Source organism: Candidatus Woesearchaeota archaeon (assembly GCA_018675335.1).
Classification (GTDB): Archaea; Nanobdellota; Nanobdellia; order Woesearchaeales; family UBA11576; genus JABJCP01.
The window spans coordinates 281,420-299,944 of record JABGYH010000001.1; the positions used below are offsets into that span (position 1 = coordinate 281,420).

Here is an 18,525-nt window from a genome sequence, read left to right on the forward strand (position 1 = left end):
TATTTTTTCTTATTTTAAACATAATTTTTAAAACAAAACGTTTTTAATAAAAAAAATTAATTAACTCTTTTCCAGCGAGTACCTTTATTTGAATCTTCAACAATAATTCCTTTTTCTTTTAATAAATCTCGAAGTTCATCTGACTTAGCCCAATTTTTTTGGGATCTTGCTTGTTCGCGTTCTTTAATTATTGTTTCTTCGTCAGAACTAAGACTTCCTTTATCTTCAGTTATTACACCCATAACAGAATCAAATCCTAACATTGTTTTTTTAATAAAAGTTGCTTCAATTAAATTTAAAGTACTGGCTGCAATCATAGTATTAACAAAAGTCATAAATTCAAATATTGCAGCAATTGCGCCACTAATGTTCAAATCATCATCCAGCGATTCTTCAAATTTTTGTTTAACTAATTTAACTTTTTCTGAAATATCAGAACTTAGTTCTCCAGGTTTAGAAATTTCGTCTAACTTAATTAAAAAATCATTAAATTTTTGTAATGTTTGAGGTATTTGTTTAAGTTCATCTTCTCTAAAGTCTAATTGTTGTCGGTAATGAGTTCTTAATAATTCATATCTTATTGCTTTTGAACTATATCCTTTGTCACGCAAATCTTTCAGAGTAAAAAAATTGCCTAAACTCTTACTCATTTTTTCTCCATTAACAATTAAGTGAGCATTATGCATCCAATAATTCACAAATTTAGCACCAGTACATCCTTCACTCTGTGCAATTTCATTTGTGTGATGTGGAAAAATTAAATCAACTCCTCCTGTATGAATGTCAAATGTTTTTCCTAAGTATTTCATACTCATAGCACTACATTCTATGTGCCATCCAGGTCGACCTTTTCCAAGTTCAGTTTCCCAATAAATATTTCCATCATCAGAAGAATAAGATTTCCAAAGTGCAAAGTCTCGTGCATTTTCTTTATCATATTCATCAGAACTATTCAATCGACCATCTGCATTTTCCATTAAATCTTCAAAATTTAAATTTGCAAGACGACCATATTCTTTCATTCCGCTAATTTTAAAATACCAACTTCCTGATTCAGATTTGTAAGCAAGCCCTTTTTCTTTAAGATCAAGTACCAATTTAACAATTTCTTTAATATGATCAGTGGCTTTGGGCATTATTTCAGGAGTCTCACAATTAAGTTCTTTTAAATCTTTTAAGAATTCTTGAGTGTAAAACGTAGTAAATTCAAGTAAAGACTTGCCTTCTTTTTGCGAGTCTCGTATTGTTTTATCATCAACATCAGTTATATTCATGACATGAGTTAACTTAAATCCTTTATATTTTAGATATCTTCTCAACAAATCATTAAATACTGCTGCACGTAAATTTCCAATATGAACATAAGAATAAACTGTGGGTCCACAACTATAAAGTTTTACTTGTCCTTCTATCAAAGGTTTAAATTCTTCTTTTTTTCTTGTGAGCGTATTATAAAATCTTAATACCATTTTAATTCACCACTTAATACACAAATAATAAAATAAAAAAACTAATTCATTTTTTCTTAATTACAAACACACAATGATCTTTTTCAAAAGGATCTAATTCTTTGTAATCAACAATGGTTAATTCTTTTTCTAATTCTTCTCGAATTTGTTTAAATATTTTTTTAGGATTTTTGGAAACATCAACACTTCTTGATTTTACAGATAAAAATCCAAAACCATCTTTTTTCAAAAATTGTTTGCAGTTTCTAATAAAAATTGTTGCTTGATTTCTCTGCGCTATATCTTGAAATACACAATCAACTTCAGGAACTATGTGAACATAATTTTCAGGATGATGTGCATCTTCTAGTAATGGAATAATATTTTTACGATCTTCACATAAAAATACTAGTTCTCGAGTAGTTCTTGGAGCAAAATCAAGAGCAAATACTTTACCCCTAGATCCAACAATATCAGAAACATGTGATACGGTGGTTCCCGTGCTAGCGCCCAAATAAAGAACTAGTCCTCCAGGATATATTCCAATTTGAGTTACTCCTTTGTATAGTGCTGCACCAAGTTTAGATCGTGTTTTATCCCAAACTCGATACTCACCAGTAGAATCATTAATTAATTCTTCACCATAAACATCTTGTCCAGGAACTAAATTTTTAGTCAGATATCTTTTTCTTCGTCCTTCTAGAACATAGATTCCTTTGAGCTTATATTCGTTTAGTCTCATTTTAATATATTCAATTGTTTAATCAGTATATGCTGTTTGTTTAATCAGCACAGCATATTTGTTTAATATGTACGTGATGTACGCGAATTTGATTTTGATTGAGATTTTATATGATTGATTTTTGTTTCAATTTCTTTATTTAATTTAGCACCCATAAATTCTCCTTTAAAAAAATCTACCTTGGCAGCAATTGATACTTTATCAGCAATCAACCTAGCAACTTTGGCTTTATCTTTTTTATTAGTTTGAGTGACTAGTGGATGATTAAGTAAAATTCCATATTTTGGACATCTAGCACCAGTTTTAATATGTCTAAATAATGCTTTTTCAGCACCCAATAATTGTATTGTTGACGCAGGAAATGAACTTAATTTCTCAATACCTCCTGCAAGACTAACAAATTTTCCCCCAATAAGAGGACCACATAATTCAAGTACATTAGGACATTCTGTTTTCATAACTGATTCTAAATATTCTTTTTGTGTTTCTTTTAATAAATAAAGTCCACTTAATTGATTTGCAACTCGTCGTATTGCTTCCAAATCAGGTTCTTCTAAATCAATACCCATAGTTTGAATAACTCCAAGTTCATCAAGTAATTCTTTTTTTGATTTTTTAATAATGAGATCTGCATATTTTTCATGACTTTCAATAGTATGCCCAAATTCTGGATTGTAAAGTCCATACCATTCTCTTAATCTTTTAGCAATATTATTTGCAATTTTATCTAATTCTTCAATTTGATTTATTGTTTGCATGATTAAATGATCTCGACCGGTAGCTTTCGCAATTTTTCTTTTCACATCATCAATAACTAAACTGCGAATAAGATTCAAATGTTTTTCAGTTCTAAAATATCTAAGAATTTGAAGAGGTACTTTTTCTTTTTCTTTTCCTACAAGAATTGGATTTTTTGAAGAATATTTCTCAATTAAAATAGTCTCAGAATCTAAAATTTCTCCTACTGCAAGTTTACTTAAAATAGAACTTAATCGAGCAGTGTCAAACAACACTTTTTCAACTACTAAAAACTTCGAATCAAATACAAAAGTCCCGATAATATTTGAGTAAATATACATTTTATTAAATTAGAATAATAAGCATTGATTTTTAAATGTTTCAGTTTAAATCAAATTATCATTGCCTAAAAAGGCCAATACAACCAAAATAACTCAAAAAAAAGTTTTCTATTATCCAGTAACAAGAAAAGTATTTAAAAGAAGCAGTACTAAAACTTTAATAAATACAGTTAAAATGGCTGAAATCGAAGAAATTCGCGTTCATGGCAGGGGTGGACAAGGCGCAGTAACTTTTGCGCAATTATTGGCAATCGCTGGGTTTTATGAAGGATTTGAGACTCAAGCATTCCCTAAGTTTGGTGTAGAACGTAGAGGCGCTCCCGTTGAAGCCTATTGTAGAGTTTCTAAAAAACAAATTAATCTTCGTGATCAAGTATATAATCCTAAATTAATAATCATTCTAGATTCTTCACTCATGGACACAGTTGATGTTTGTCACGGACTAGAAAAAGGAGGATTAATTATTATTAATACTTCAGAAGAAATTCCTAAAAACATGTTTAAAGATTTCAAAGTATTTAATGTTGATGCAACCCACGTTGCACTTTCTATTTTTGGCGCAGATATTGTAAACACTGCAATGCTTGGAGCATATGCTGCAGTAACGGGCAAACTTTCAATTAAATCAATTAACAAATCACTAGAAGAAAGATTCAAACGTCGTTCAGATCTTATTGAAAAAAATAAAAAAGCAGTTGAAGAAGTGTATAATCTTGTTAAAAAAAATATGCACGCAAATCACAACTAAAAATTCGAAACAAACACAAAAAAAAACAATAAATAAACAACAATCAAACATACTAAACAATAAAAAATATGATAATTAACATGAATAAAACTAAAATGATTATTGGAAAAAAACACAAAAAATGTAAGCCCCACAAAATCAATCCTGGAGCAGTCGTTACAGAACCAGGATCTTCAATAATTAATAAAACCGGTAGTTGGAGATCTCTTCGCCCAGAGTGGGATAAAAAAAAATGCACTCAATGTATGTCTTGTTGGATGTATTGTCCTGATTGTTCAATTCCTGTATTAAACAATAAACGTATTGAAACTGATTTTGAATTTTGCAAAGGTTGTGGAATTTGTGCAAAAGAATGCATTTTTAGTTCAATTGTCATGATCAAAGAAAAAAAATAATACAACAAAAAACTAAAAATCAAAAAAATATGTTATCAAATAAAATCAACACATAAATAATTAAAATAAAATATCACAACACAAATAATAATTATAAAAAAATAAGACGGTGATTAAATGGTAAGAAAGGTCATGGAAGCTGCAACGGCTGTTGCTGAAGGTGTTAAACTTTGTAAACCAGCAGTAATTCCTTTGTATCCAATAACCCCTCAAACTCACATCGTTGAAAGAATTTCTGAATTTGTTAATGATGGAGATCTAGATTGCGAATTAATTCACGTCGAGAGTGAACACTCAGCAATTAGTGCTGCAGTAGGTTCTAGTTCTAGCGGAGTAAGAACATATACTGCAACTGCATCGCAAGGCCTAGCATTAATGCACGAAATATTATTTGTAGCATCAGGAATGCGACTTCCAATTGTTATGAATGTTGCTAATCGAGCATTATCAGCACCAATTAATATTTGGAATGATCATTCAGACTCAGTTGCAGCAAGAGATACTGGTTGGATTCAATTATATGTTGAATCAGCTCAAGAAGCAATCGATACTACAATTCAAGCATTTAAAATTGCAGAACATAACAAAGTTATGCTACCAATCATGGTTTGTTTAGATGGATTTACCCTAACTCATGTTTACGAACCAGTTGATATTCCTCAACAAGGAAATGTCAATCGTTTTCTTCAAAAATATAAACCTTCAATTAAATTAGACACAAAAAAACCCGTTACTATGGGACCAATTGGATATCCCGATTCATTTATTCATTTTAAAAATCAACAAAAAGAAGCAATGCTTAACGCATTACAAATTATTAAAAAAATAAATAGTGAATTTAACTCTAAGTTCCATAGAAAATATGGAGATGGACTAATTGAAATGTATAATATGAAAGATGCAGAATATGCAGTTTTATGTGCTGGAACTATTTGTGGAACTGCACGCGTAGTTATTGATAATTTACGCAAAACAAAAAATATGAAAATTGGGTTAATCAAACTCAAAAGTTATAGACCTTTTCCTGTTGACTCATTAATTAATGCGTGTAAATCATTAAAAGGCTTAGCAGTTATTGATAAAAGTTTTTCATTCGGATTTGAAGGTGCTTTTTTTACAGATGTAAAATCAACATTATTTAATGAAAAAAATAAACCACTAGTGCATTCGTTCGTCGGAGGTTTAGGTGGGAAAGATATTAATACTAAAGATTTTGAAGAAATTTTTAATAAAATTATTAAAACTAAAAAACCAATTTGCGAATGGTTATTAAAAGAATAAAAAGTAAAATACAACACACACAAAAAATCAATAAATATTAAATTCATAAAAATTAATTAACTTACAAAAAAACATTAACAACAGAAATTAATAATTTACAGAGGTAACATAAATGACTGCACACCACTTGATTAAATCATCAAACTTAAATGATGTTTGCCCATATTGCAAAACAGAATTTAAATCACAAGAATCAGAAAAGATCCATCATTTAAATTGGGATTATAACGTAATCAAATGTGACTGCGGAAAAGAAATACTTGTCGATGAAAATTCATTGGATGGTCGCATAAAACATTTTGAAACAAAAGAATTAATGTAACTATTAAAAATTTTACATCACAAAAAAATCATAAAAAAAAATCATCAAAAACAAAATAATGATTAAAATTCAAAAAAATTATCAAACTGGAGGATCAAATTGAGACCTGAAAAAACAATCAATGCAATTCCTGAAAAAGAACTATTTACTAAAGGGCATTCTGCATGTGCGGGTTGTTCAACTCCAATTATTGTGAGACACGCATTAAAAGCTGCAGGAAAAGATACAGTAGTAGTTAATGCTACGGGTTGTTTAGAAGTTTTTTCAACTCCATATCCCGTGACCTCTTGGAAAGTACCCTGGGTTCATGCAGCATTTGAAAATGCTTCTGCCGTTGCAAGTGGAGTTGTACGATCATTAAAAAAAACTAATAAAAATTCTAACGTTCTTGTTTTTGGCGGAGATGGCGGAACTTTTGATATTGGTTTTCAATCTTTATCAGGTGCAGCCGAAAGAGGAGAAAATATTTGTTATGTTTGTTATGATAATGAGGCTTACATGAATACAGGAATTCAACGTAGTGGTTCAACACCTAAATTTGCGTCAACAACTACTAGCCCAGATGGTAAAAAAATTCATGGAAAAACTGAATTTAAAAAAAATCTCCCATTCATCCTTGCAGCACATAATGCATATGTTGCAGTAACTAATGTTGCATTCCCTCATGATATCATCAAAAGAATTACTAAAGGACTAGAACATAATGGATTTGCATTTATTTTAATTTTATCACCTTGTCCTACAGGCTGGAAATTTCCGTCACACATGACAATTGAAATTGCAAAACTTGCATTTAAAACACACATTTATCCAATGTATGAAATCGAAAATGGAGTTGTGACAATAACTAGAAAACCTTCAAATCACACTCCAGTTCAAGAATATCTTAAACATCAAGGAAGGTTTAGACATGTAACTCCATCCCAACTTGAAGAAATTCAAGAACATGTGAACGAAAATTGGGAACGTATTGAAAAACTTGATGACTACAAACTCAAATTATTTTAGCTCAAATACCAAAATAAAATCACACATTTCTTTTTAATTCCAAAAGGTAAAACGAATGAATTCACTTAAAGAATTTTATAAAATTGGAAATGGTCCTTCTAGCAGTCATACAATGGGACCTAAAACTGCAGCTAAATTATTTAAAGAAAAACTTTTAACACTAAAACTTGCAAGTCAAACTCAATCATTCATAGTTACTTTGTTTGGAAGTCTTGGCGCAACTGGAAAAGGTCATTTAACAAACGTAGCAATAACAAATGAACTAAAAACAGAATCAAAAAAAATATCATTTGTGTGGAAACCAAATAAATTTTTAAAATTTAATTCTAATGCACTTCAAATCGAAGCATTAAATAAAAATAAAAAAATAATTCATAAGTCTATTTTTTATAGTGTTGGTGGAGGAGAAATTATTGAACAAGCAAATAAAAATATTAGACCTCAAAAAAAACATAACAAATCAATTTACAAATTAAAATCATTTTCATCAATTCTAAAAAAAGTTAATAAAAAAAGACAATTACTTCACGAATATGTTTTTGAAACAGAACCTGAAATTGCCACTCATTTAAACTTAGTTTGGAAAACTATGAAAAAAAGTATATCTGAAGGACTTAAAAATGAAGGTATATTACCTGGAAGTCTTAAACTTAGGCGAAAAGCTCCTGGATTTTATATTAAATCGAAAAGCACTAAAGGTTTTTTGCATGATGAGCATATTATTTTTTCATATGCGCTAGCAGTTTCTGAAGAAAATGCTTCAGGAGGAATAGTTGTAACTGCACCTACTTGCGGATCCAGCGGAGTTCTTCCAGCAGTTCTTTTTTTCTTACAAAAACACTATAAATTTCCTAATAAAAAAATATTAGCAGCTCTTGCAACTGCAGGATTAATTGGAAATCTTGTCAAACATAATGGTTCTATTTCAGGTGCAGAAGTTGGTTGCCAAGGCGAAATTGGTGTTGCCTGTGCAATGGCTGCAGGAGCTGCCGCAATGCTTATTGGTTGTTCTAATGAACAAATAGAACACGCAGCAGAAATGGGATTAGAACACCATCTAGGTTTAACTTGTGATCCAGTTAAAGGTTTAGTTCAAATTCCTTGCATTGAAAGAAATGCAGTTGCAGCAGATCGCGCACTTCAATGTGCTGCATTCGCAGTATTATGTGATTCTAGACCCAGAGTTAGTTTTGATCAAATTATTCAAACAATGGTTGAAACAGGACATGATCTTCAAAGTAAATATAAAGAAACTTCTAAAGGTGGTTTGGCTAAAAGAAGAATATAAAAAAACAATCACAGTACCAAAAACAAATCATAATCTATATTCTATTAAAAATTCTAATACTCATAAATTTTATTCAAACACACAATAAAAAAACACCAACAAATTAAGAACTAATTCCAATCAAAGCAACACTAAAAATGATAATACTTACTCCAATCCATTTTTGATAACTCATTTTTTCTTTAAGATATTTCATAGCCAAAAAACTTGACCAAACATATTGTAATGCTACAAACGGATAAAGAACAGACAAATCTCCAAAACGATAAGCAACGGTCATTAAAATAACTCCAATACCATTTAATACTAAACCCCAAATTGCTTTATTTTTAATTAATTTATTAATTTTCCAACTCCAACTATCAGCTCCAAGTTTCATAAAAAATGCACCCAAAGCTCCACACATCGAAACAAAAATTACAATCATAATGCCAATGAGTGAATTGTTCATTGCTCGCACCTCTTAATAGAACTCATGCGATCAGACATGCCTATAATAGAAACTCCAATCATAATTCCAACAATCCCTACAATCTTAATAATTGTCAGAGGTTCACCTAATGCAATTTTAGATATAACTAAAACCCAGGCAAAACTTAATGAAAATATAGGAAATAAAACAGTTAATTCTCCATATTTAAATGCAAAAATGAATACTGCAGCAGTAATTACATAAAGGAATATTCCAAGAAGTACAAAATAATTGTTTGTTATTAATGAAATAATATTTAATGGAAATAAATTAAATTTATTCGCACCTAATTTTAAGAAAAAAGACGCTAACGCAGTTAAAAATGTACTTAAAATAACAAGAACTATAGCCCACCACTTTGTTTTAATTTTTGATTTAGACATGGTATAAAAAATAAATAAAAATAAAATATTAAATGAATAATTATTTTCTCAATAGAATTTCAACTATTGCAGCATAAGCAGGTCGAGATATAAAAACTCCAACAGATACTCCAATAATTGTTGTTAATGCAAATCCCTTAATGATTCCAGCTCCTGCAAATAGTAATGGTAACATCGCAACAACAGTTGTAAAGTATGCACCCATAATAATAAAGAATGCTCTTTTAATTTTTTCTTTCCAATTTGAGAATCGTCCTTCTCCTCTTAAAGTTTCATCAGTAATTACTATTTGATCATCAACACCAGTACCTACTGCAACTATAATTCCCGCAATTGCAGCGAGGTCTAAGTTCCATTGAATAAGTGATGCAATTCCAAGTAACATAATTACTTCAGAAATCATTGTAACCAGCATAGGCAATGCAACTTTTATTTCTCGATATCTGATAAATACCACAAGGGATACTACTAAAATGGATAATAGCCCAATTAATAATGCGTTACTAACAAATTCTTTTCCTAGAACTGGAGAAAGTTCATCAGTTTTTACTATGTTTAATTTTATTGGTAAACTTCCAGTAATCATAATTGTTTGTAATCTTTTCATATTAGCAAGAGCACTTATTACTGCTTCTTGTTGTGTTGCTCCAGCACCACTTCCACTAATTTGTATATCAGTTGCAGCTTTACCTTTAAGACTCACACCTATATTCAAACTATCAACTAAAGAATCATCTAACATCAAATTTAATTGTTCACTTAAGTATTGATTGTTTGCATCCCCATCTCCAGATACCACATCTAAATTTGCGGTTGCATCAGCTTGTTTTTGTGCTGCAGCAGGAGACAACGCAATAGAGAATCTAAATGCGCAAGCCCATTCTGAATCTGCACTACTGCCTATTTTCCCACATCCTCTTTGAGGATCAATTCCACTACATTCTGCAGTTCTACAAACATAAGTTATATCTTTTCCACCTTGAAAAACTGTTTTGTTTCCAACTTTTGCTTCAAACTTTCCTTGTTTTGATAAAAGATCTTTAATTTCTTCTTGTTTTACACCAGCAATTTCAACAGAGATATATTGATTTCCTTGTCCTAATGGAGGCGGAAGATCTTTGGTTTCTCTAATTACTACATCAGTTAATCCAAACACATTTATTCTTTCTTTTAAATTAGCAAGAATTAAACTCATTTCTTCACTGGTTATTTTTCTTTCTGGTTGGAGTAAAACTCGGGTTCCCCCACTTAAGTCAAGTCCTTTTCGAATGTTAGTTGTTGGAGCATCTTGTATATTAAGTCCAATATCTTTAGCACCAATTAAATGTTTAATGACGATTGGAAATTCTTTTTCTACTTCAATAGTTTTATTGATTAATAGAACCGCTCCAGAATCATTAGTTTTAATGTCACCCATCAAGGTTCCATTCATATCATAATATTCAGAAGGTATATCACTTACGTTTAATAGTTCAATTTCTTCTTGTATTGTTTCATTCACAATTTTTAATTCTGTTTGATTTGTATTTTCAAACATATAATCCGATTCAACTATTAAATTATAGAACCCCTTGTCAGTTTGAATTTGTACTGTTTTATTTGGTTCAAGAGTTTTAATAAAATCATAATAATCTTTTTCTTCATGAATTGGAATGTTATTTAGTGCCAATACTAATTCTCGAGCCATTGGAGTTGTTTTTGGACTTGGTGATTGAATTCCTGACCAACTCGCAGTACTATTTGGTTGTACACTTCGTATTGCAACACCGTCTCGACCAAACAAATCTGGATGTATAGCAACTAATGATAATATTACTGCTATGACTAAAACAATTACCCTCAGGTTCTTAATTATGTCTTTTGCTTTTTCTTTTACAACCATTTTTATGCTTTTTCTGCGCGATCGCCTTTCTTTTCTATATAGTATCTTAAAATTGCTGCATTTTGTAACCAAGTATTAATTATGTCTACAAGTAATCCAATTATTAATATGAGCATGATTTGCTTTAATACTTCAGATGGAGTAAATATGAATGCAATTATGAGTGCAGCCAAGGTAGTTATGTTCATAGTCAACCCAGTTTTAGCAGCGCTAATCACTCTCTCAAATACTGTTCCTTCTTTTTGTTTAATAACTCTTGTCGTAAGTAATATGTCTGTATCAACACTATAACCAATCAACATTAGAAATGCTGCAATACCTGCAGTGCTCAATTTTAATCCAATCAAATCAACGATTGCAAGAGTAATTACCATATCACTAAATGCTGCAAGAATTACTGCCAGTGATGGAACTACTGTTTTAAAATAAATAAAAACTACAATTCCCATAAATATAAACGCTAAAATTAATGCAGTGATAATTTCTTTGAAAAAACTCTGTCCAAGACTTGATCCTATTGTTTCAATAGTATAATCTGCTTTTTGTAAATTAGGAAGTTGTTGTTTAAGTGATGCGATTAATTGATCTGGAGTCGTATCCGATGCATCAACAATTACTCCTTTTTGATATCCTGCTTCCGAAAGAGCTCTTACACTCACATCTGATCCAGGTAATAATGCACGTAAATTTAATTGCAATACTTCATTATCAACTGAAGTTATTCTATCATTGTATGGAATTGTTATTGTGATTCCACCTTTTAGACTAACTCCTTTGTTTACAAATTCTCCAGTTACTGCAAAATTTGCACCAATTATTACAAACGCAATAAGAAGCATCGCAACAGGTATAAAGAATAATTTTTTGTATTCATGTTCATAATAAAACATTAATTTTTTAAAGAAATTTTTAGGAGGAATTTTACCTTTTTTGTGTGAATGTGATTTTGTGTGAGAACTTGATTTAGTAGTACTTGATTGATTAGTTACTGGTGTAATGCTGCCTTCTTCTGCAGATCCATCTTTATTGTATCTTACGCCTTTATGCCTAAGTAGTCTTCTTTCTCGCCTTGAAGCCATATATGTTTGTTCAAATTAGGGGTTATTAATAAATGTTTCTAATGTTTTTAATTGAGTAAAAATGAATTTAAACGGATTAAAAAGGAAAGAATAAAAAAATAAGATCTTTACGACCCCAAAAAACTAACCAAGCTTTTTTTAACTCTTTTTAGATGATTTAGCACCCTTATTGGATTTAGAATATTTTTTAAGTTTTGAAGATTTTTTTTCAATTGCAAGTTTTGATTTTATTGCGGCATCAATTAATCCAAAAAATAATGGCGCAGGCCTTTCAAGATGACTTTTAAGTTCTGGGTGCGCTTGCGTTGCTATGAAGTAAGGATGTTCTGATTGGGGCAATTCAATAAATTCTGCAAGTAGCCCATCTTCAGATAATCCAGATAACACTAATCCTTTTTTTTGTAAGATTTTATGATGTTCTGGATTTACTTCATATCTATGTCTGTGTCGTTCAAAAACAATTCCTTCCCTATATAATTTAGTTGCTAAAGTTTTTGATTTAAGAATTGCTTTGTAAGCTCCAAGTCTCATAGTCCCACCTTTATTAGTTATCTGTGCTTGTTCAGGCATAATATCTACAACAGGATGGGGTGTTTTTAAATTAATTTCAGTACTATTAGCATCAGTAAGTCCACAAACATGTCTTGCAAATTCAATTACTGCTAATTGAAGTCCTAAACAAATTCCTAAAAAAGGCATTTTATTTTGCCTGCAATATTTGATTACTTCAATTTTTCCTTCAGTTCCACGATTTCCAAAACCACCTGGAACTATAACTCCACTTACTCCTTTGAGTGCTTGTTTAACTGTTTGTTTTTTTTGTTCAATCTCAGTGGTTTCAATAAATTTTAAACTAATTTTTTTTCTAAAGTGTGCACTACAATGCATTAATGCCTCATTAATACTTGCATAACTATCTGCCAGCGCAGTATATTTACCACAAATAGCAATTGTAATTTCTCCAGTTGGCTTATCAAGAGTTGTCAATAACTTATTCCATTTTTTTAAATCGGGAGGACTATAAATTTTTAATTTTTTATGAATTATTTCACAGATTCCTTCTTTTTCAAAAACGAGTGGAATTTTATAAACATTATTTACATCAACGCCAGACACAACTGCAGTTTTACTAACTCCACCAAACGCAGCTATTTTTTCTTTTATTCGTTCAGTTAGAAATTCTTCACATCTACCAACAATAATATCAGGTTGTATTCCTCTTTCGCGAAGTAAGTTTACACTTTGTTGAGTTGGTTTACTTTTTTGTTCACCAACACCTGTAGGGATTGGAACATAAGTTAAGTGAACATACAAAACATTTTCAGATCCTAAATCGTGAGATAATTGTCTACATGCTTCAATATAAAGTTCATTTTCAATATCGCCTACTGTTCCTCCAACTTCAATTAAAACAATGTCTGCGTTTTCATTTTTTGCAACTTCAAAAAATTTACTTTTAATAAAGTCAACTACATGAGGTATATATTGAACAGTCTTACCCAAATAATCTCCTCGTCTTTCACGTTGACGTATTTCTGCAAATACTTTACCCATAGTAAGATTTTGTCCGAATTTACAAGTAACTCCTAAGAACCGTTCATAATGTCCAAAGTCCATATCAACTTCTCCACCATCATCAAGAACAAATACTTCTCCATGTTCTACAGGATTCATAGTTCCAGGATCAACATTCAAATACCCGTCAAGTTTCATTGGAACTATTTTCAATTTAGAACTAAGTAAATATCCAATACTTGCAGCAGCAATTCCTTTTCCCAGTCCCGAAATAACTCCTCCTGTAACAATAATTGCTTTAAATTTTGATTTCTTCGCAGACATAATATTTCACACTCTTTTACATTTAATTACTTGTTTAATTACCAATCAAATTACAACCCACATACTCATTAAATACTCAGTAAATACTCATCAAATACTCATCAAATACTCATCAAATACTCATCAAATACTCATCAAATACTCATCAAATAACAAATTTAATTTAAAATAAAAATAATAAATAAATAATGAAAAATATTATATAAATCTTTATAACGATTGCTTGATGAGAAACTTCAATCACAACAATAAGGTACAAATATAATCTCAGATATGATCAAAAAATGATTAAAAAAAATTAAAATGTATAGCCTGGCAATGAATTTAAAGAAGGCATTCTTTTAAATCGAGAATATGTTGGAACTTGAAGCATCATCCCTCCAACACCTAAATTAGAAGACTCATCCAACCTAATTAATGTTGCATAATCTTCAAACCCAATAACTAGCATTCTTGCAGTTCTTCCATCAACATCTGCTCTTGCAGTGCATTGCGTTTTCCATTTTTCATTAAATGCGTCGTATGCTTCCTTTGAATCAAAATGTTCTAAAGAAACATTAAATTCTTTACAAGAAGCAGGAATAAATTCGAGTAATTTAACATAAACACCAGAAGGACAGGATCTAGTAAAATTATGATCAGTTCCAACCCCATAAGAATTACAAAAAACTTCAAAATCAATTTCAGTTTCAACAGGAGGATTTGGCATAATATCAGGATCCAATAAATTCTCTAATTGTTGTTTAGTTATTGTTATATTAAAAGAAGTTCCAGAATGATAAGTTAATCCAAAACTAGTAGCACCTCGACCAAATTGCGAATACGCAGCAAGAATTGAATAATCTTCTATCAACCCACCCGGAGCACCAATACCTCCAAAGTTCATTGCACCAAGCATAGTATGGGGTGAAAAAGAAATAACCGAATTCGCAGTTCCAAGTCCAAAACCAAAAGAGTCTGCTTGCAAAATTGAATCTACATCTAAATCCGATCCCTCAATTCCCGAAATAACTTCTCTTGGAAAAAATGCAGAATGATCAACTGCTAAATTATTTAATCCAGGATTATTTAATAAACCTAATTTTGTTGGTTCAACTTGGGAGTCTCCAATTAAATCAGGGCCCAAAATTAAATTAGATAAATCAGATTCGGGTAATGAAAACGCAGGCAAAGATACATCAACATCCGATGGAGGTTCTTGCACAACAGTAAATTTTGCATCTCGTACTTCACCAGACACATCAGATTCAAAAGAATTATCTCGAGGCGGAGGAGTTTGAGCCGCAGGATTGCAAGTAGTAAGTAAAAATATCCCAACTCCAATTCCTGCCCAGTTCATTTTTTGATTTGCATCCATAAATAAATAGAACAAAGACTTAATTTATATTAATTTCTATAATCAAATATGCTAGAAAATAGTCAATACAAAATAATCAATACTAAAACAAAGCCAATAAACCTGCAAGTACTTTTGATCCATCAAAACCAGGTATTGGAATCATATTAAATATGAATAAAAACATATTGATTCGTTTCATTAAATGCAGTGCAGGAATCCATTTTTTATTATGTCTCACAAATCGAGGGTGTTTTAATAATCCAAAACATACTACAAAAATAAGTAAATTAACTGCAGGACCCGCAAATGCTATAACCGCATGTTGTAAAGGACTAACCAGCCCATAAATTGAAACATATGCTGGAACAAAAAATACGAATCCAGGCATTACCAATTTTAATACAATTCCTAACCCCAGCCAAGTATATGCTGCTTGAAAAGTTGCAGTAAACCCAAGTGCCATTGCAACAAACTTATGACCAAACTCATGTAAAATAATTGCAGGTGCAGTTACCATTACTGCAAATTTAAAATCATCAGAAAAAAAATTTTGAAGAGTTGATGAATGTCGTTTATAATACGCTAAAGGATCATGACCTAAATGTTTTGGAGCTTTAAACATATCTTTAAAGATAAATCCAACTGCCAAACTCATAATTATTATGTCTACAATTTCCATCAAAGATAAAAATGCCATTTTTTTAATTTATCACTTAATTTTTTATGCTCATTAATTTTACCAACAAATATTAGGTTTACTAACAAACTTATCTAAAAAAAAGAAAGTTTATAAATTAATTTGTTTTATATCTTATTTAAACATGAAAAAGAGGTTGGACATTCACGAAGGCATATTTTTAGCAATAGTTCTATTTTCAAGTATTGCAGTTTTCATTCCAGGAACAGGTTATGCCCAATTAATGGTTTCACTTCTCTCAGTTTCATCATTTTTATTTGGTTTGTTTATTGCATTTTCTATTTCCGATAGACATGCCAGATTAAAAGAACTACGAGAACAAATGAATGCGGGAGATGCGTTAGTCGTAATAATTGATAAATTCTCATCAGTCTGGAACACAAAAATCCACAAAAAAATCAAAAGCTTAATTGATGATTGGCTAATTTCAACAATGGACTATAAATTGGAAGATTATTCAAAAACTCAACCTAAATTTTTAAAATTAATTGATTATATAGTTAAACTTAAACTTAAATCAACTAAAAAAGAAGAAAATTATGAAAAAATTTTAGATATTCTTAAAGAATTAAATATTCAAAATAAAAAAATTGTATACCTCACTAAAGATAAAATGTCCTCTTTTGAATGGGGGAGCATCATAATTTTAGGAACAATCATATTATTTTGTTTATTCATAATTAATAACAATACTCCTGCATCAATAGTCTTAGTTGTTCTTTTAGCAACAACTTTAGTTTTGCTTATGTTAATTTTAAGAGATTTAGATCAATTAATTTGGAAAGAAAATGAATGGAATTGGGAGTCTTGGATGAATGTATTTTCTGAACTAAATTTAATTCCTTATTTTCCTGAAGAATTTATCAAAAACAAAAGAATTATACTTCCAAAATGCACAACATATCGCTCAGTTAAGTATCCTCACAAATATCCTAACATCCAAAACAAAATTGTAACCATTAAAATATCCAAATAAAATACACAACACACACTCATTCTTAACTACAATCAAAATCCAATTTTGAACTCAAACTAAAATATTATTTAAAAATAACAATTTAAAAAATTATTTTACTCTCGAGAAATTAGTTAAAAACAACAAGGTTTATAAATAATTTATTTTTCTTTTTCCCTTGATGAGTATTTATAGAGGAGGTGCTTAAATATGCGCGTAAAAAAAGGAGATATTATCAAAGTACATTATACAGGAACATTAGAAGACGGTTCTATTTTTGACTCCTCTAAAAAAGAAAGTCCAGTAAAATTTGAAGTGGGCGCAGGCGAAATGATTCGCGGTTTTGATGAAGCAGTATTAGGAATGCAAAAAGGAGAAACAAGATCAGTTATGATTCCTCCTGAAAAAGCATATGGTTTTAGAATGGATATGTTAATTCAATCAGTTCCTTTAGATGCAGTTCCTGAAGACATAGATATTGAAATTGGTTCTACTCTAACACTTGAAGGTCCAGAAGAACAATTAATTCCGGCAAAAATTGTTGAAGTAAAAGAAGAAGAAGTATTTCTTGATTTAAATCATCCTTTAGCAGATAAAACTCTACAATTCAAAATAGAATTAGTTGATTGCTAAAAACATAAAACAACAAGAAAAAATATTTTTATAATTCTATATTTCTTTTTTTAAAGATTCAGATATTTTTTGACTTAAATAAACTCGATACCCACTTTTTTTTGCAATTTCTCTCATATTACCATATACTAAATTCATTTTTTTAGAAAGGTCTTTCCCACCTTTTGAGTGTCTTGCAACTAATTGTAATCGCCCGCCTTCAACTAAAAAATCTTTTGATTTCTCAATCATTGCAAAGCAAACTTTTTTCCCTGCAGTTTGGGGTGGATTAAGTAAAATTGTATCAAACTGCTCACCAGGTTTTATTTTTTGATACATGTCACCTACACGAATATCTTTAGGCCTAAATTTTATTTTATTTAATCTTAGATTTTTTTGAGTCAAAATTATTGCTCGTTCATTAGAATCAGTAAATACAACTGAACAGTCCGAATTTAAACTTTTAACGACTACGCCTACAACTCCATATCCGCAACCTAAATCAAGTACTTTATCACCATCAATAATGATCATATTTTTAACTAAAACTTCAGTACCCTTATCGACTTTATTTTTGCTAAATACTCCGGGAGCAACACAGAATTTAAACTCATCTCCTTGTAAATTAAAGATAATCTTGTCTATTTTAAACTCACTAGTTTGTTTTTTTGAAAAGTAATGTTCTGTTTTTTTAGTAGTTTTTTTTGTAGTCATTTTTTTAATTTAATAACTTAATTTAGACAACTATTTAAAAAATGATTGGTTAATCATTCAATTTAAAATCGAAATTTAAAACAACCCATTAATTGTCAAAGACACCTCAATTAGTAATAGTTACATTAAAATTATTCGCATATGAAGTTTTAAACCAATACCCCTTACCAGGCACCAAATTAGTAATACCATCTCTACCCTCAAGAGGAATAGCAACACCATTATTATTCAAAACCCAACCT

General features: G+C 30.3%; 20 protein-coding genes. 8 read left to right on the forward strand and 12 right to left on the reverse strand.

From position 1 onward, the window contains the following. Window positions 1-56 precede the first annotated feature (56 nt). The 3 genes from HN587_01360 to HN587_01370 form a co-directional block, all read right to left on the reverse strand. A complete protein-coding gene (locus tag HN587_01360) occupies window positions 57-1,469 on the reverse strand; it encodes a cysteine--tRNA ligase (GenBank protein MBT7902480.1) in 1,413 nt (470 codons plus the stop codon). A gap of 46 nt (window positions 1,470-1,515) precedes the next feature. Then, window positions 1,516-2,190 (reverse strand): fibrillarin-like rRNA/tRNA 2'-O-methyltransferase, encoded by a 675-nt coding sequence (locus tag HN587_01365; GenBank protein ID MBT7902481.1) that lies wholly within the window; start codon window positions 2,188-2,190, stop codon window positions 1,516-1,518. A gap of 62 nt (window positions 2,191-2,252) precedes the next feature. Further along, complete coding sequence (locus HN587_01370) at window positions 2,253-3,269, reverse strand: hypothetical protein (protein ID MBT7902482.1); 1,017 nt, start codon at window positions 3,267-3,269, stop codon at window positions 2,253-2,255. Window positions 3,270-3,453: 184 nt separating this feature from the next. Between HN587_01370 and HN587_01375 the strand changes: the two genes are divergently transcribed. The 6 genes from HN587_01375 to HN587_01400 all read left to right on the forward strand — a co-directional run bounded on the left by HN587_01375 (window position 3,454) and on the right by HN587_01400 (window position 8,311). After that, window positions 3,454-4,017, forward strand: a complete 564-nt coding sequence (locus HN587_01375; GenBank protein ID MBT7902483.1) for a pyruvate ferredoxin oxidoreductase subunit gamma — start codon at window positions 3,454-3,456, stop codon at window positions 4,015-4,017. A gap of 80 nt (window positions 4,018-4,097) precedes the next feature. Then, window positions 4,098-4,412, forward strand: a complete 315-nt coding sequence (locus tag HN587_01380) for a pyruvate ferredoxin oxidoreductase (GenBank protein MBT7902484.1) — start codon at window positions 4,098-4,100, stop codon at window positions 4,410-4,412. A 117-nt stretch (window positions 4,413-4,529) separates the two neighbouring features. Beyond that, window positions 4,530-5,693 (forward strand): pyruvate ferredoxin oxidoreductase, encoded by a 1,164-nt coding sequence (gene porA / locus HN587_01385; GenBank protein MBT7902485.1) that lies wholly within the window; start codon window positions 4,530-4,532, stop codon window positions 5,691-5,693. 112 nt (window positions 5,694-5,805) lie between these two features. Continuing rightward, entirely contained in the window at window positions 5,806-6,015 is a 210-nt protein-coding gene (locus HN587_01390) for a hypothetical protein (GenBank protein ID MBT7902486.1), read from the forward strand. Between the two features lie 126 nt (window positions 6,016-6,141). Continuing rightward, entirely contained in the window at window positions 6,142-7,023 is an 882-nt protein-coding gene (locus HN587_01395) for a pyruvate synthase subunit beta (GenBank protein ID MBT7902487.1), read from the forward strand. Between the two features lie 55 nt (window positions 7,024-7,078). Continuing rightward, a complete protein-coding gene (locus HN587_01400) occupies window positions 7,079-8,311 on the forward strand; it encodes an L-serine ammonia-lyase (protein MBT7902488.1) in 1,233 nt (410 codons plus the stop codon). A gap of 103 nt (window positions 8,312-8,414) precedes the next feature. Here HN587_01400 and HN587_01405 read toward each other — a convergent pair whose 3' ends face one another. From HN587_01405 to HN587_01435, 7 genes are all read right to left on the reverse strand, one after another. Then, window positions 8,415-8,762, reverse strand: coding sequence for an EamA/RhaT family transporter (locus HN587_01405; GenBank protein MBT7902489.1), 348 nt, complete (start codon window positions 8,760-8,762; stop codon window positions 8,415-8,417). Next, window positions 8,759-9,166, reverse strand: a complete 408-nt coding sequence (locus HN587_01410; protein MBT7902490.1) for a hypothetical protein — start codon at window positions 9,164-9,166, stop codon at window positions 8,759-8,761. Before HN587_01410 ends, HN587_01405 begins: the two co-directional genes overlap by 4 nt. 40 nt (window positions 9,167-9,206) lie before the next feature. Continuing rightward, window positions 9,207-11,048: a hypothetical protein gene (locus HN587_01415; protein ID MBT7902491.1), complete on the reverse strand. Its 1,842-nt coding sequence runs from the start codon at window positions 11,046-11,048 to the stop codon at window positions 9,207-9,209. 2 nt (window positions 11,049-11,050) lie between these two features. Next, window positions 11,051-12,127, reverse strand: a complete 1,077-nt coding sequence (locus tag HN587_01420) for a protein translocase subunit SecF (protein MBT7902492.1) — start codon at window positions 12,125-12,127, stop codon at window positions 11,051-11,053. 138 nt (window positions 12,128-12,265) lie between these two features. Beyond that, on the reverse strand, window positions 12,266-13,966 hold the full coding sequence (gene pyrG, locus HN587_01425) for a CTP synthase (glutamine hydrolyzing) (protein MBT7902493.1): 1,701 nt from the start codon (window positions 13,964-13,966) through the stop codon (window positions 12,266-12,268). A 298-nt stretch (window positions 13,967-14,264) separates the two neighbouring features. Next, window positions 14,265-15,323, reverse strand: coding sequence for a hypothetical protein (locus HN587_01430; GenBank protein ID MBT7902494.1), 1,059 nt, complete (start codon window positions 15,321-15,323; stop codon window positions 14,265-14,267). Window positions 15,324-15,405: 82 nt separating this feature from the next. Continuing rightward, window positions 15,406-16,002 (reverse strand): hypothetical protein, encoded by a 597-nt coding sequence (locus HN587_01435; GenBank protein MBT7902495.1) that lies wholly within the window; start codon window positions 16,000-16,002, stop codon window positions 15,406-15,408. Window positions 16,003-16,126: 124 nt separating this feature from the next. Here HN587_01435 and HN587_01440 point away from each other — a divergent pair, with 124 nt between their 5' ends. Both HN587_01440 and HN587_01445 read left to right on the forward strand, forming a co-directional pair. After that, window positions 16,127-16,978 carry a hypothetical protein gene (locus HN587_01440; protein MBT7902496.1) on the forward strand — a complete coding sequence of 284 codons (852 nt, stop codon included), beginning with the start codon at window positions 16,127-16,129 and terminating at the stop codon, window positions 16,976-16,978. Window positions 16,979-17,167: 189 nt separating this feature from the next. Beyond that, window positions 17,168-17,590: a peptidylprolyl isomerase gene (locus tag HN587_01445; protein ID MBT7902497.1), complete on the forward strand. Its 423-nt coding sequence runs from the start codon at window positions 17,168-17,170 to the stop codon at window positions 17,588-17,590. Between the two features lie 36 nt (window positions 17,591-17,626). Here the strand turns inward: HN587_01445 and HN587_01450 are convergent, their stop codons facing one another. Continuing rightward, the gene (locus tag HN587_01450; protein ID MBT7902498.1) at window positions 17,627-18,283 is read right to left on the reverse strand and encodes a class I SAM-dependent methyltransferase; all 657 of its coding nucleotides are present in this window, start codon (window positions 18,281-18,283) and stop codon (window positions 17,627-17,629) included. 106 nt (window positions 18,284-18,389) lie between these two features. Continuing rightward, window positions 18,390-18,525 (reverse strand): hypothetical protein (locus HN587_01455; GenBank protein ID MBT7902499.1); only part of this gene is annotated, 136 nt, incomplete at its 5' end.